Origin of the sequence: Corynebacterium sp. (genome assembly GCF_012838985.1) — a bacterium.
Lineage (GTDB): Bacteria > Actinomycetota > Actinomycetes > Mycobacteriales > Mycobacteriaceae > Corynebacterium.
Genome location: NZ_DUOE01000162.1, coordinates 1 through 14,081, shown reverse-complemented (window position 1 = coordinate 14,081; position 14,081 = coordinate 1). Strand labels below are relative to the sequence as shown.

General features: G+C 67.8%; 15 protein-coding genes and 1 pseudogene. 6 read left to right on the top strand and 10 right to left on the bottom strand.

Features of this window, described 5'->3' with window-relative positions:
- The 3 genes and pseudogenes from acnA to GXZ33_RS09415 all read left to right on the top strand — a co-directional run.
- Positions 1 to 392: pseudogene (gene acnA, locus GXZ33_RS09425) on the top strand (aconitate hydratase); the annotation flags it as partial.
- A 124-nt stretch (positions 393 to 516) separates the two neighbouring features.
- Complete coding sequence (locus tag GXZ33_RS09420) at positions 517 to 1,083, top strand: TetR/AcrR family transcriptional regulator (RefSeq protein ID WP_291340780.1); 567 nt, start codon at positions 517 to 519, stop codon at positions 1,081 to 1,083.
- A gap of 11 nt (positions 1,084 to 1,094) precedes the next feature.
- The gene (locus GXZ33_RS09415) at positions 1,095 to 1,820 is read left to right on the top strand and encodes a glutamine amidotransferase (protein ID WP_291340779.1); all 726 of its coding nucleotides are present in this window, start codon (positions 1,095 to 1,097) and stop codon (positions 1,818 to 1,820) included.
- On the opposite strand, the gene GXZ33_RS09410 is transcribed toward GXZ33_RS09415, so the two are convergent.
- From GXZ33_RS09410 to GXZ33_RS09400, 3 genes are read right to left on the bottom strand one after another with little or no spacing between them, the layout of a single operon-like run.
- A complete protein-coding gene (locus GXZ33_RS09410; protein WP_291340778.1) occupies positions 1,817 to 2,524 on the bottom strand; it encodes an NAD(P)H-binding protein in 708 nt (235 codons plus the stop codon). The genes GXZ33_RS09415 and GXZ33_RS09410 overlap by 4 nt on opposite strands.
- Before the next feature lie 21 nt (positions 2,525 to 2,545).
- Positions 2,546 to 3,049, bottom strand: a complete 504-nt coding sequence (locus GXZ33_RS09405) for a DUF1990 domain-containing protein (RefSeq protein WP_291340777.1) — start codon at positions 3,047 to 3,049, stop codon at positions 2,546 to 2,548.
- Positions 3,046 to 3,285, bottom strand: coding sequence for a PLDc N-terminal domain-containing protein (locus GXZ33_RS09400; protein WP_291340776.1), 240 nt, complete (start codon positions 3,283 to 3,285; stop codon positions 3,046 to 3,048). Before GXZ33_RS09400 ends, GXZ33_RS09405 begins: the two co-directional genes overlap by 4 nt.
- 53 nt (positions 3,286 to 3,338) lie before the next feature.
- Here GXZ33_RS09400 and GXZ33_RS09395 point away from each other — a divergent pair, with 53 nt between their 5' ends.
- Positions 3,339 to 5,996, top strand: coding sequence for a cation-transporting P-type ATPase (locus GXZ33_RS09395; RefSeq protein ID WP_291340775.1), 2,658 nt, complete (start codon positions 3,339 to 3,341; stop codon positions 5,994 to 5,996).
- Between the two features lie 79 nt (positions 5,997 to 6,075).
- On the top strand, positions 6,076 to 6,816 hold the full coding sequence (locus GXZ33_RS09390) for a glutamine amidotransferase (RefSeq protein WP_291340774.1): 741 nt from the start codon (positions 6,076 to 6,078) through the stop codon (positions 6,814 to 6,816).
- A gap of 5 nt (positions 6,817 to 6,821) precedes the next feature.
- On the opposite strand, the gene GXZ33_RS09385 is transcribed toward GXZ33_RS09390, so the two are convergent.
- A complete protein-coding gene (locus GXZ33_RS09385) occupies positions 6,822 to 8,453 on the bottom strand; it encodes an ABC-F family ATP-binding cassette domain-containing protein (RefSeq protein WP_291340773.1) in 1,632 nt (543 codons plus the stop codon).
- 56 nt (positions 8,454 to 8,509) lie between these two features.
- On the opposite strand from GXZ33_RS09385, the gene GXZ33_RS09380 reads away from it, so the two are divergent.
- Entirely contained in the window at positions 8,510 to 9,052 is a 543-nt protein-coding gene (locus GXZ33_RS09380; RefSeq protein ID WP_291340772.1) for a hypothetical protein, read from the top strand.
- Between the two features lie 132 nt (positions 9,053 to 9,184).
- Here GXZ33_RS09380 and GXZ33_RS09375 read toward each other — a convergent pair whose 3' ends face one another.
- The 6 genes from GXZ33_RS09375 to sufB form a co-directional block, all read right to left on the bottom strand.
- Positions 9,185 to 9,577 carry a metal-sulfur cluster assembly factor gene (locus GXZ33_RS09375; protein WP_291340771.1) on the bottom strand — a complete coding sequence of 131 codons (393 nt, stop codon included), beginning with the start codon at positions 9,575 to 9,577 and terminating at the stop codon, positions 9,185 to 9,187.
- Positions 9,577 to 10,029, bottom strand: a complete 453-nt coding sequence (sufU, locus tag GXZ33_RS09370) for a Fe-S cluster assembly sulfur transfer protein SufU (protein ID WP_291340770.1) — start codon at positions 10,027 to 10,029, stop codon at positions 9,577 to 9,579. Before sufU ends, GXZ33_RS09375 begins: the two co-directional genes overlap by 1 nt.
- Positions 10,029 to 11,294 (bottom strand): cysteine desulfurase, encoded by a 1,266-nt coding sequence (locus tag GXZ33_RS09365; RefSeq protein WP_291340769.1) that lies wholly within the window; start codon positions 11,292 to 11,294, stop codon positions 10,029 to 10,031. Before GXZ33_RS09365 ends, sufU begins: the two co-directional genes overlap by 1 nt.
- Complete coding sequence (gene sufC / locus GXZ33_RS09360; protein WP_291340768.1) at positions 11,294 to 12,049, bottom strand: Fe-S cluster assembly ATPase SufC; 756 nt, start codon at positions 12,047 to 12,049, stop codon at positions 11,294 to 11,296. Before sufC ends, GXZ33_RS09365 begins: the two co-directional genes overlap by 1 nt.
- Before the next feature lie 38 nt (positions 12,050 to 12,087).
- Complete coding sequence (sufD, locus tag GXZ33_RS09355) at positions 12,088 to 13,269, bottom strand: Fe-S cluster assembly protein SufD (RefSeq protein ID WP_291340767.1); 1,182 nt, start codon at positions 13,267 to 13,269, stop codon at positions 12,088 to 12,090.
- A gap of 3 nt (positions 13,270 to 13,272) precedes the next feature.
- Positions 13,273 to 14,081: Fe-S cluster assembly protein SufB (gene sufB, locus GXZ33_RS09350; RefSeq protein ID WP_291340766.1), on the bottom strand; the 809-nt coding region annotated here is incomplete at its 5' end.

Here is a 14,081-nt window from a genome sequence, read left to right as displayed (position 1 = left end):
GTGGCAAGGAGTACGGCACCGGTTCCTCCCGTGACTGGGCCGCGAAGGGCACCATCCTGCTCGGCGTGAAGGCCGTCATCACCGAGTCCTTCGAGCGTATCCACCGCTCGAACCTCATCGGTATGGGTGTCATCCCGCTGCAGTTCCCGGAGGGCGAGTCCCACGAGTCCCTGGGCCTGGACGGCACCGAGACCTTCGACATCGAGGGCATCACCGCTCTGAACGAGGGCGAGACCCCGAAGACCGTCAAGGTCACCGCCACCAAGGAGGACGGCTCCACCGTCGAGTTCGATGCGATCGTCCGCATCGACACCCCGGGTGAGGCCGACTACTACCGCAACGGCGGCATCCTGCAGTACGTCCTGCGTCAGATGATCGCTGCTGCGAAGTAAGCGAGCATCTCCCGCAGTGTGAACTGCCTCTGAGAGGGGGCTGCATCCCCGCCTAAGGCGTCCACGCCGCCGGGGAGGGCAGCCCCCTCTCCCCTTTTCTTCCACCCCTCGACAGGAGACCCCCATGCCCGTGGTCAGCGACAGTGAGTTGACGCGTCGTCAGACCGAGATCCTCGAAGGCGCACGGCGTTGCTTCGCTGAGTACGGCTATGAGGGGGCCACGGTGCGTCGTCTCGAGGAGGCGACGGGCAAGTCGCGGGGCTCCATCTTCCACCACTTCGGTGACAAGGAGAACCTCTTCCTGGCGCTGGCCCGGGAGGACGCGGCCCGCCAGGCGAGCCTCGTCGCCCGGGAGGGGCTCGTCGAGGTGATGCGCGACATCCTGGATCACCCGGAGCGCCACGACTGGCTGGCCACCCGCCTGGAGATCACGAAGATGCTGCGCACCGACCCCGTGTTCCGCAGCCGCTGGCACCAGCACCAGGAGGTGCTGGATGAGGCGGTGCGCGAGAGGCTCGCCCGCCTCGGCGCCGACGGCCGCATGCGTACCGACGTCACCCCGCAGGTCCTCCACACCTACCTGGAGACGGTCCTCGACGGGCTGATCACGCGCCTGGCCTCCGGGGGCTCCACCGAGGGGCTCGAGCAGGTCCTCAACCTGGTCGAGGGCTCCGTCCGCCGGACCGTATAGGCTTGTCCCCTATGCCGAAGATCCTTCTCGTCTCCCTCCGCTCGGGCGACCTCGCCGAGCAGATCGCCGCCGCGGAAGAGCGGGACTTCCTGCAGGCCACCCGCCTCGACCCGGCGAACCTCACCCACGTCAACATCGGGTCCCCGCAGGATTCCGCCGGTGACCTCAGCGCCTACGACGGCATCCTGGTCGGCGGCTGCTCCCTCAACATCACCAACGAGCACTGGGACGACTGGCAGCACCACGTCCACGCCGAGATGAGGCGTCTCTGCGACTCCGGGCTGCCGGTGTTCCTCGTCTGCTACGGCACCAGCTGGCTCGTGCACGAGCACGGCGGCGTGATCGGCCATTCCCATGCGGAGGTCTCCGGGTCCACCGTGGTGGAGCTCACCGCGGAAGGTCGGCTGGATCCCCTGTGCGAGGGTCTGCCGGAGACGTTCACGTCGTTGACGGGGCACACGGAGAACGTCGAGAAGCTCGGGGACGGCATCACCGTCCTGGCCACGGGGCCGACGTGTCCCGTCCAGTTCATCCGCGTCGGCGACCGCGTGTGGGCCACGCAGTTCCACGCCGACATGGACGCCGTGGCCATGCACTCACGCATGGACTTCTACTACGACTACGGCTACTTCTCCCCCGAGGACTACGAGTCGATCCTCGCGGAACTGCCGTCGATCGACACGACGTGGTCGAACAAGCTCCTGGAGAACTTCGTCGACCACTGCCGCCCCGTCTAGAGGCGGCTGATCGCGGCCTCGCCGGCGGTACCGCTGCCGTCGCTGTCCACGAAGGGCAGGATCTGCCGCTCCGGGAGGGTCTCGCGCGTGGACATCTCGACGAGCACCTTCGCGACGAGCTCCCGCGAGGTGGTCACCGACTCATCCTGGGGACGGACATTGTCGACGACCTCCAGCCCGCCCGCCGGCTCCAGCGTCAGCCGCGCGGGGGCGAGGATGAGGAACTCCAGGTCGGAGTCCAGCAGGCGGCGGTCCACCGCCTCCTTGGAGTCGGCGTAGGGGTAGAAGGAGTCCTCGGGGTCGATGCCGTGCTCGAGGGAGCCCAGGTAGGACACCATGAGCAGCCGCGGTGGGGTGACCCCTTCGGACTGCAGCTTCTCCAGTGCGTCGATGCAGGTCAGGGCGCCGTCGCGGTCGATGGCGTAGGTGGCGCTCGCGCCGTCCTTGCCGGCGTTGCCGGCGGTCCAGATGGTCACGTCGTAGCCGCGCAGCTGGGTCGCCCAGTCGTCCACCCCCAGACCGGTGAGGTCGCGGATGAAGGGGGTCGCTCCCAGTGCCTCGACGTCGGGGGCCTGGTCGGGGTTCCTGATCAATGACGTCACGTCCATGCCCGCCGCGATGAGGCGGCTGGTGGTCAGCTGGCCGACCTTGCCGTGGCCGCCGATGATGAGAACCTTCTTCGGGGTGGTGTGTGAGTCGCTCATGTCACCACCCTACGGAAACTTTCAGGGTCGCATGCCCGCCACGTACCGTCGGTTCGCCCACCGCTGCGCCGCCCGGGCGACGGGACCACCCAGTTTCGCCAGCCACCAGGCATGACGGGAGAAGGCGATGACCCGCCCCGTGACGGTCCCGTCGGGGGCGAGTTCGATGAGGAAGGCCTCCTCCCCCGACTCCACGTGGACCGGCAGGGTGCCGTAGACCAGCGTCGTGCGGGTGGGCCCCCTCTCCTCACGGAGGATGAGGCACGAGGAGGTCGTCGGGCCGACGTGCAGGCGGACGAGGTTGCCCAGCCGCTCCGCCCGGACCTTCGCGTGGGCGTGGGCCTGCCAGGTGAGCAGCCGCTCACTCGCGGCGGCGAAGACGTCCTCGCCGTGGCCGAGGACCTCGGAGTGGTCGGTGATCGTCCAGCGTCGCAGTCCGAGATCCGCGGGCGAGCGTCCCTTGGCCAGTTTCAGGGTCGCCAGCTGCAGGTACGGCGGGTAGGACAGCTGTCCCCGGGTGATCACTTCCGGCCGAAGGCCCAGTAGGCGGCGGGGCCGAGGCCGTTGATGAACTGGGCCAGCACCCACACCCACTTCGGGCCGCGCACCGATTCGGCCGGCCGGCGGGACAGATCCACCCAGGAGGCGATCTTCCCGGCGACCTCGACCAGCACGCCGGTGATGAGGGTCACGCGGGTGGCGGTGGACATGTCGTTGAACTCGTTGCGGATCTGGGCGAGGGAGGGATTCCGGCTGATCATGTCTTCAGCTTAGCGACGTTCCCGCCTCTGCAGTGCGGGTACAGTGGCGACATGTGAACACTCCCGCCCACGCCCAGGATGTCCCCGCCGTCTTCGAGGAACTGGGCAGTCGCCCGGACGGTCTGAGCGGTCCGGAGGCGGCCACGGCCCGGGAGCGGTACGGGGCGAACGCCCTCCCCCAGGCGGCCGAGGAGACCTGGTGGCAGCGTCTGCTGCGCCAGTTCCGGGACCCGATGATCTACGTCCTCATCGCCGCGGCCGTGATGACGGCGGTGCTCGGGGAGATGGTGGACACGGTGGTCATCGCGGCGGTCGTCATCATCAACGCCGCCGTCGGCTTCTTCCAGGAGGGCCGCGCGGCCAACGCCCTGGCCGCCATCCGCGACATGCTCTCCCCGCACTCCGAGGTGCTCCGCGACGGCGCGTGGCTCACCCTCGACTCGGATGAGCTGGTGCCGGGGGACGTCGTGAAGCTGCGTGCCGGGGACAAGGTGCCCGCTGACCTGCGGCTGTTCGACACCACGAGCCTGCGGGTCGAGGAGTCCGCGCTCACCGGCGAGTCGGTGCCCGCCGACAAGAGGGTCGAGCCCGCCCCCGCGGACGCGGACCTCGGCGACCGCAGCTCCATGGCCTTCTCCGGCACGACCGTCTCCGCCGGCACCGGACTCGGCGTGGTCACGGCCACGGGTTCCGACACCCAGATCGGCCACATCACCACCATGCTCGACGGCGTCGAGGCCGCCGAGACCCCGCTCACCCGGTCGATGAGCCGCTTCTCCTCGATGCTCGCCGTCGGTGCCGTCCTGCTGGCGGTGCTCATGATCGCGGTGTCGGTGGTCATCTACGACACCGGCTGGGCAGAGGTCCTCATGTCGGCGATCGGTTTCGCCGTCGCCGCCATCCCCGAGGGCCTGCCCGCCGTCATGGCGATCACCCTGGCGCTCGGCGTGCAGAAGATGGCCGACCGCCACGCCATCACCCGCCGCCTCAACTCCGTCGAGACGCTCGGCTCCGTCACCACCGTGTGCACCGACAAGACCGGCACGCTCACGCGCAACGAGATGACGGTCCGCGCCGTCCACACCCGCGCGCACACCTACGACGTGTCGGGCACCGGTTACGCCCCCGAAGGGCAGCTGCTTCTCGACGACACCGTGGTCACCGTCCACGACCACCCCGACCTCGCACGCATGGCGGAGGTGGCGGCGTACGCGAATGACGCGGGCGTCGACAAGCGGGAGGGACGCTGGGTGCTCACCGGCGAGCCGACCGACGGCGGCATCCGCACCTTCGCCCTCAAGGCCGGCGTGCGGGACGAGGCGCCGCGACGGGCAGCGGTGCCCTTCGACTCCGCCTTCAAGTACATGGCCACCCTCGACGACATGCCCCGCGGGCCCGTCATCCACCTCAAGGGCGCACCCGACAGGCTGCTCGACCGCTGCGACCGGCAGTCCTCCCCCGACGGCGGCACCGAACCGCTCGACCGCGCCTACTGGGAGGAGAAGATCGAGGAGTTCGGTGCCCGGGGCCTGCGCGTCCTCGCCGCCGCATGGCGCTCCGGGGAGGGCCTGGACGACCTGCGGAAGGCGGACGTCGACGCCGGCGGATTCGTATTCCTCGGCCTCTACGGCATCATCGACCCGCCGCGCGACGAGGTCCTCGAGGCCGTCCGCGTCGTCCAGGAGGCCGGCGTCCGGGTCCGCATGATCACCGGCGACCACGCCTCGACGGCGACGGCCATCGCGGAGGAGGTCGGCCTGCACGGCAGCCGCGCCATCACCGGCGCCGAACTGGAGAAGGCCACCGACGAGGAGCTCCAGACCATCGTCCGCCACCACGACGTCTACGCCCGCACCTCCCCCGAACACAAGCTCCGCCTGGTCCGCGCCCTGCAGGCCAACGGCGAGGTCGTCGCCATGACCGGTGACGGCGTCAACGACGCGCCCTCCCTCAAGCAGGCGGACGTCGGCGTGGCCATGGGCATCAAGGGCACCGAGGCCACCAAGGACGCCGCCGACATCGTGCTCGCCGACGACAACTTCGCCACCATCGCCGCCGCCATGAAGATGGGCCGCACCATCTACGACAACCTGCGCAAGGCCATCGTGTTCATGCTGCCCACCAACGGTGCGCAGGGCCTGGTCATCTTCGTCGCGATGCTCGTCGGCATGACCCTGCCCATCACTCCCCTGCAGGTCCTGTGGGTCAACCTCATCACCGCGGTCACGCTGTCCCTGTCCCTGAGTTTCGAACCCGCCGAACCCGGCATCATGCAGCGCCGCCCCCGCGACCCCGGTGCCTCGCTCCTCGACTCCGAGGCGATCCTGCGCATCATCTACCTCTCCGTCCTGCTCGGCGGCGCCACCATCGCGGTCTTCCAGTACCTGCAGATGAACGGAGCCTCGCTCGAGGTGTCCCGCACCATCGCCGTGAACACGCTGGTCGTGGGCCAGATCTTCTACCTCTTCTCCGCCCGTTTCACCCGGGTCAGCGCCCTGCGTAAGGAGCTGTTCACCACCAACCCCGTCTCCTGGCTGTGCGTGGCGCTCATGCTCGCCCTCCAGCTGGCGTTCACCTACCTGCCCTTCATGCAGACGGCGTTCCGCACGACCCCCGTCGACGCTGCCACGTGGCTGGTCCCGCTCCTCGGCGGTGTCATCGTCTTCACGGCCGTCGAGGTGGACAAGCTCATCCGTCGCCGCCTCGGGTAGCGCCCGGTTCAGGTTGTACCTGCGGAAACAGTCTCCCGGCATTTAGGACGGCAGCCGCAAGCTGATTAGACTACCTGGTATGTCCGGATCGACCATCCACCCCCGTAAACCTTTCGTTCTCCTGAGCACCCGGCCGGAGAATGAGGCGGCGGCCGCCGAACTGGTCAGCTTCCGGGAGAAGATGGGCCTCGGTCGGGACGGCATCGTCCAGATCCGCCTCGAGGCCCGCCCCCTGGGCCGCCTCGACCTGCGTGACTTCTCCGGCATCATCCTCGGGGGCAGCCCCTTCAACTCCTCCGATGCGGTGAAGTTCCCGCTCCAGCAGCGCGTGGAGGCGGATCTGGCCCTCATGATGGATGAGGTCCTCGACCGCGACTACCCCCTGTTCGGCGCCTGCTACGGAGTCGGCACCGTCGGCACCGCCATCGGCGCGCGTATCGACGGCACCTACAGCGAGAAACCCCAGGTCATCTCTGTGTCCCTGGTGCGTGAGGATCCGCTCCTGGAGGGTCTCCCCGCCGACTTCCACACGATGGTCGGCCACAAGGAGGCCATCACGGTGCTTCCCGACGTCGCCACCCTGCTCGCCACCGGCCGCACCTGCCCCACCCAGATGTTCCGGGTCCAGGACAACGTCTACGCCACCCAGTTCCACCCCGAGCTCGCCCCCGCCCAGTTCGAGCAGCGCCTGCGCATCTACGCCAACGCCGGCTACTACGAGCCGGAGGAACTCGAGGACATCCTCGCCGGCACCCGCGGCGTCGACCTCACCGTCGACGACCGGATCCTGCGGAACTTCGCCACCCGCTACGCGCGCTGACCGGCTCAGGCCATCTCCACGATCTCCATGTACTCGTCGGACCAGAGGTCCTCGTCGCCGTCGGGAAGCACGATGACGCGCTCCGGCTCCAGCGCCTTGACGGCGCCGGGGTCGTGGGTGACCAGGACGACGGCCCCCTTGTAGGTGCGCAGGGCGTCGAGGACCTGCTCGCGGGACTGGGGGTCGAGGTTGTTGGTGGGCTCGTCGAGAAGCAGGACGTTGGCGCGCGATGAGACCAGTGCCGCCAGGGCGAGGCGGGTCTTCTCACCACCGGACAGGGTGCCGGCGGGCTGCTCCAGCTGCTCACCGGAGAACATGAACGCACCGAGCAGGCCACGCAGATCCTGCTCACCGGCCTCCGGGCAGGCCTCGATGGTGTTCTGCCAGACGGACTTGTCCGGGTCGATGGTGTCGTGCTCCTGGGCGAAGTAGCCGATCTTCAGGCCGTGACCGGTGACGATACCGCCCTCGCCGTCGGTGCGTTCCACCCCGGCGAGCAGCTTGAGCAGCGTCGTCTTGCCGGCGCCGTTGAAACCGAGGACGACGACGCGGGACCCCTTGTCGATGGCCAGGTCCACGCCCGCGAAGACCTCCAGCGACCCGTACATCTTGGTCAACCCCTTGGCGAACAGCGGGGTCTTGCCGCACGGCGCCGGCTCCGGGAAGGAGATCGCGGCCACACGGTCGGCGACACGCACCTCGTCGAGGTTGCCCAGCATGCGCTCGGCACGGGCCAGCATCTGCTTGGAGGCGGCGGCCTTCGTGGCCTTGGCACCCAGCTTGGCGGCCTGCTTCTGCAGGGCGGCGGCCTTCTTCTCCGCGTTGGCGCGCTCCCGACGACGGCGGGCCTCATCGAGGGCACGGGCGTCCTTGTACTTGGTGAAGCCCATGTTGTACACGTCCGCCTCCGCACGCACGGCGTCGAGGAACCAGATCTTGTTGCAGACCTCCTCGAGCAGCTCCACGTCGTGCGAGATCATGATGAGCCCGCCCTCGTGCTTCGCCAGGAAACCGCGGAGCCAGGTGATGGAGTCGGCGTCGAGGTGGTTGGTGGGCTCGTCGAGAAGCAGGGTCGTCTTGGACTTGCCGGAACCGTTGGTGGCGGCGAAGAGGATCTGCGCCAGCTCGACACGGCGGCGCTGACCGCCCGACAGGGTGTGCAGCGGCTGGTCGAGGATGCGGGCGGGCAGGCCGAGGTTGTCGCAGATCTGCGCGGCCTCGGAATCCGCCTCGTAGCCGCCGAGGGCGTAGTACTGCTCCTCCAGGCGGGAGTACTTGCGGATCGCGGCATCCCGCTTGCCGTCGCTCTGCGCCCCCTCCATGATCTCCTGCTGGCGCTCCATGGAGGAACGGATGCGGTCCAGGCCACGGGCGGAGAGCACCCGGTCACGGGCGGTCTGGTCGAGGTTGCCCTCGCGGGAGTCCTGCGGCAGGTAGCCGATCTCACCGGACGAGGTCACCGCACCACCATAGGGCTGGGTCTCCCCCGCCAGGATGCGCATCGTGGTGGTCTTGCCGGCACCGTTGCGACCCACCAGTCCGATGCGGTCGCCGGGCTGCACCCGCAGGTGCTGGCCGGGGGCGGTCAGCAGGGTACGGGCGCCGACGCGAACTTCGAGGTCATTGGTGACAATCACAAGGGGTCATTCTATCAACCAGCGCCGATATACCTAATGGGCCCTAAGCTGGGGCCATGAACGCCGGACGTGACTACATCGTCGAGTACCGCACCACCCAGTTCCAGCAGGGCTCACTCGTCCTGCGTTTCGACGAGGACCCCTCCCCCGCCGTCCTCAGGGCCGCACTGATCCGCCACGGGGTCTCCGGTAAGTCACTGACCGAGGTGAGTGCCCGTCCCCTCGACGGTCGGGCCGGGGTCCAGCGCTACGACGTGTCCACCCCGCAGGAGCGCAGAGCCGATTCCCCTCTGGTGGTCCTCCGGTGGCTGCGTTTCCGCTACGTCGTCCCTGCATTCGTCCTGCTCTTCGCCTTCAACGCCTTCTCCGCGGGACCCGCCATCGAGCAGGGGCGGCAGGCCGCACAGGAATGGCGCGGGGAAGCCCCCGAGGACCTGTGCTGGGACAGACTGTCCCTGGTGTCGCTGGCCTCCGCCGGCGACGAGGGGCCGATCGGGACCTTCTTCTCCCGGACCCCGACCAGGGGATTCAGTCCCGCCAACGTCGCCTACTTCGTCGCCTGCTACGACCAGGCACGTGGGTACGGGGACAGGTCCTGAAAGGCGCAAATCCCGGGCCCCGTCTCTCGACGGGACTACCGGGATTCACTTCTTCACCCGGACAGATCCTGCAACCTGTCCTGTGAAGCTTGTCCGATCAGTGTAACCCACGCCACACTGATCGGTCAACACCTAGACGGCGAAGCCGAGCGAACGCAGCTGCTCGCGGCCGTCCTCGGTGATCATGTGGTGGCCCCACGGCGGGAGCCAGACCCACTCGAGATCGACATGGTCGACGATGCCGTTGCCGACCAGGGCCGACTGGACCTGGTCCTCGATGACGTCGGTCAGCGGGCAGGCCGGGGAGGTCAGCGTCATGTTGACCATGGCGACGTCCTCCCCCTCACGGTCCTCGATCCACACGTCGTAGACGAGGCCGAGGTCGACGACGTTGATGCCGAGCTCCGGGTCGATCACGTCGTAGAGATACTCGGTGACGTCGAAGGCGAGCGACTCCTGTTCCTCAGTGAGGTTCTCGGGGCGCTGGCGCTGGACGTCGCCGGTCGGGTCGTTCTGCTCAGTCATTACTTCTCCCTTTCGTTGAGGGCGTCAGCGGTGGCGGCCTGGAAGGCCTTCCATCCGAGGAGGGCGCACTTGACGCGGGCCGGGTACTTGGACACACCGGTGAAGGCGATGCCGTCACCGATGAGGTCCTCATCGCCCTCCACCGTGCCACGGGACAGGATCATCCGCTCAAACTCGGCGAGCTTGGCGTTCGCCTCCTCCAGCGGCAGGCCGATGATCTCCTCGGCCATCACGGACGTGGAGGCCTGGGAGATGGAGCATCCCTCGGCGTGGTAGGAGACGTCATCGAGCACGGTGCCGTCCTCGGACAGCTGCACACGCAGCGTCAGCTCGTCGCCACACGACGGGTTGACGTGGTGCACCTCCGCCTCATACGGCTCGCGCAGACCCGCATGCTGGGGATTCTTGTAGTGGTCCAGGATAACTTCCTGGTACATGGACTCCAGGTTCATCATTTCACCCCGAAGAAGTCTCGGGCGTGGTGGATCGCGTCGATCAGGGCGTCGACCTCCGCACGCGTGTTGTACAGGTAGAAGCTCGCCCGGGCGGTGGACTGGGCGTGCAGGGCACGGTGGGCCGGCCATGCGCAGTGGTGACCCACGCGGATGCACACGCCCTGGCTGTCCAGCACCTGGCCGAGGTCGTGCGGGTGCACGCCCTCCAGGTTGAAGGACACCGCGGCGCCGCGGTTCTCCGCGGTGGTCGGACCGACGATCTTCAGCCCCGGGACCGTCTGCAGACGCTCGAGAGCGTAGGCGGTGAGGTCCTGCTCGTGGGCGTGGATGCGGTCCATGCCGATCTCGGTGAGGAACTCCACCGCTGCGCCGAGCCCGACGACCTGGCTGGTCATCTGGGTGCCGGCCTCGAAACGCTGGGGTGCCGGAGCGTAGGTCGACTCCGCCATGCGGACGACCTCGATCATCGAACCACCGGTGAGGAAGGGCGGCAGGGTGTCGAGCAGCGGGGCCTTGGCGTAGACCACGCCGACACCCGTCGGACCGCACATCTTGTGGCCGGAGAAGGCCGCGAAGTCGACGTCCAGGTCATGGAAGTTGACCGGCATGTGCGGGACCGACTGGCAGGCGTCGAGAACCGTGAGGGCGTTGACCTCCTTGGCGCGGCGGACGATCTCCGCCACATCCGACACCACACCGGTCACGTTCGACTGGTGGGTGAAGGCCACGACCTTGACGGTCTCATCGAGCTCGAGGGAATCGAGGTCGATGCGGCCGTCCTCCGTGACGCCGTACCACTTCAGCTTCGCACCGGTGCGGCGGCAGAGCTCCTGCCACGGCACCAGGTTGGCGTGGTGCTCGAGCTCGGTGACCACGACGGTGTCGTCCGCGGTGACGCGGAACCGACCGGCGCGGGAGTCACCCAGCGCGAAGGCGACGGCGTTGAGGCCCTCGGTCGCGTTCTTGACGAAGGCGATCTCGTGCCCGTCCGCGCCGACGAAGTCCGCGATCTTCTCACGGGCGTCCTCGTAGGCGTCGGTCGCCTCCTCCGCCAGCTGGTAGGCACCGCGGTGCACCGGGGCGAAGGTGTGGAGCACGAACTCCTCCTCCGCCTTCCACACACGCAGCGGACGCTGCGAGGTGGCACCGGAGTCGAGGTAGACCAGCGGCTGGTCGTCGCGCACGGTGCGCGAGAGGATCGGGAACTCGTCCCGGATCTTCTCGACGTCGAGCGAGCCGTCCGCCCGCACGTATCCCGACATCACAGGAACTGGTCGTAGCCGTCGGCCTCGAGCTTGTCGGCGAGCTCAGCGCCACCGGTGGTGACGATGCGGCCGTCGGCGAACACGTGGACGAAGTCCGGCTGGACGTAGTTGAGGATGCGCTTGTAGTGGGTGATCATCACGATGCCACCGTTGGTCTCATCCTGGTAGCTGTTGATGCCGCTGGAGACGACGCGCAGGGCGTCGACGTCGAGGCCGGAGTCGGTCTCGTCCATGATGGCGAACTTCGGCTTGAGCAGGTCGAGCTGCAGCACCTCGTGGCGCTTCTTCTCGCCACCGGAGAAGCCCTCGTTGACGGAGCGCTCGGAGAAGGACTTGTCGATCTGCAGGGCCTCACGGGCGGCGTTGAGCTCCTTGATCCACTCACGCAGCTTCGGCGCCTGGCCGCGGACGGCGGTGACGGCGGAGCGCATGAAGTTGGCGGAGGAGACGCCGGGGATCTCGGTCGGGTACTGCATGGCCAGGAACATGCCGGCGCGGGCACGCTCGTCGACCTCCATCTCGAGGATGTTCTCACCGTCGAGGAGGATCTCGCCCTCGGTGATCTCGTAGCGCGGGTGGCCGGCGATGGCGTAGGCCAGGGTGGACTTGCCGGAGCCGTTCGGGCCCATGATGGCGTGGGTCTCACCGGACTTGACGGTCAGGTTGACGCCCTTGAGGATCGGCTTCGGCTCGCCGCTGCCGTCCGTCGGGATCACCTGTGCGTGGAGGTTCTTGATTTCCAGGGTGGACATGTACGTCTCTTTCAGTTCAAAAGTTGTGGGTGCGGTACTTAGGCGTGGACGGACTCGAGCTCGTCGGTGACGCGCTTCTCCAGTTTCTCCCGGATCGACTCAACCGGGATGCGGTTGATGACCTCGGAGAAGAAACCACGGATGATGAGGCGGCGGGCCTCGGCCTCGGGGATACCGCGGGCCATGAGGTAGAAGACCTGCTCATCGTCGAAGCGTCCGACGGTGGCGGCGTGGCCGGCACCGGCGATCTCACCGGTCTCGATCTCCAGGTTCGGGATCGAGTCGGCGCGGGCGCCCTCGGTGAGGACCAGGTTGCGGTTGACCTCGTAGGTGTCGGTGCCCTGCGCGTTGGCGCGGATGAGCACGTCACCGACCCACGTGGTGTGGGCGTCCGGGAGATCCGAGGACGGGTCAGCCTGCAGCGCACCCTTGTACATGACGTTGGAGCGGCAGTTCGGCACGGCATGGTCGACGAGGAGACGGTTCTCGAAGTACTGGCCGTCGTCCGCGAAGTAGACGCCCAGCAGCTCGGCGTCGGCGCCCGGGGCGGTGAACTTCACGCGCGGGACCATGCGGACGACGTCGCCGCCGAAGGTGGCGGCGTTGTAGCGCAGGGTGGCGTCGCGGCCCATCATGACGTGCTGACCGGACAGGTGCACGGCACCGGTGTCCCAGTCGGCGTCGACGATGACCGTCAGGCGGGCGTTGTCGCCGACGATGAACTCGAGGTTGTCGGCGTGCGTGCCGGTGCCGGTGTAGCGGATGGAGACGATCGCGTCCGCACCGTCGGCGACGTCGACGACGACGGCACCGAAGGAGGTGACACCCTCGCCGCGGCCGGTGATCGTGACGGAGACCGGCTCGGAGACGACGGCGTCCTTCGCGATCCCGATGTAGGAGGCCTCGCTCATCGAGGTCCAGGCCTGGGCGGCGACACGGTCGACGGGGGCCGCGGCACGGCCGAGACGCTCATCATCCTTGGCGACGGTCTCGACGGTGACGGAGCCGGCGGCGGCCGCGGGGACGTCGATACGCACGTCCTGTGCCACGGCCTCGTCGAACTTGTCGTTGTGCAGGCCGCGGATGCGGCGCAGCGAAATGAAACGCCACTCCTCGTCCCGGCCGTGCGGGACCGGGAAGTCCTCCACGTTGAAGGAGGAGAAGAGGTCACCCTTGGTGTTGTGCGGGGTGGCGGCGTCGACAGCGGTAGCTGTGGTCATCGGTTAGCCCACCGATCCTTCCATCTGCAGTTCAATCAGGCGGTTGAGCTCGAGCGCGTACTCCATCGGCAGCTCCTTGGCGATGGGCTCGACGAAGCCACGGACGATCATCGCCATGGCCTCCTCTTCCTTCAGTCCGCGGGACATGAGGTAGAAGAGCTGGTCCTCCGACACCTGGGACACGGTCGCCTCATGGCCGAGGACGACGTGGTCGTTGCGGATGTCGTTGTACGGGTAGGTGTCCGAACGGGAGATGTTGTCCACCAGCAGCGCGTCACACTCGACGTTGGAGTACGAGTGGTGTGCGTTCGCGTTGACCTGCACCAGACCACGGTAGGCCGCGCGACCGCCGCCACGGGCCACCGACTTGGAGACGATGTTCGAGGAGGTGTACGGAGCCATGTGGGTCATCTTGGCGCCGGTGTCCTGGAACTGACCCTCGCCGGCGAAGGCGACGGAGAGGACCTCACCCTTGGCGTACGGGCCGGTCATCCAGACGGCCGGGTACTTCATGGTGACCTTGGAGCCGATGTTGCCGTCGACCCACTCCATGGTGGCGCCCTCTTCAGCCTTGGCACGCTTGGTGACCAGGTTGTAGACGTTGTTCGACCAGTTCTGGATCGTGGTGTAGCGGCAGCGGCCGCCCTTCTTCACGATGATCTCGACGACCGCGGAGTGCAGGGAGTCGGACTTGTAGATCGGGGCGGTGCAGCCCTCGACGTAGTGGACGTAGGCGTCCTCGTCCACGATGATGAGCGTGCGCTCGAACTGGCCCATGTTCTCCGTGTTGATGCGGAAGTAGGCCTGCAGCG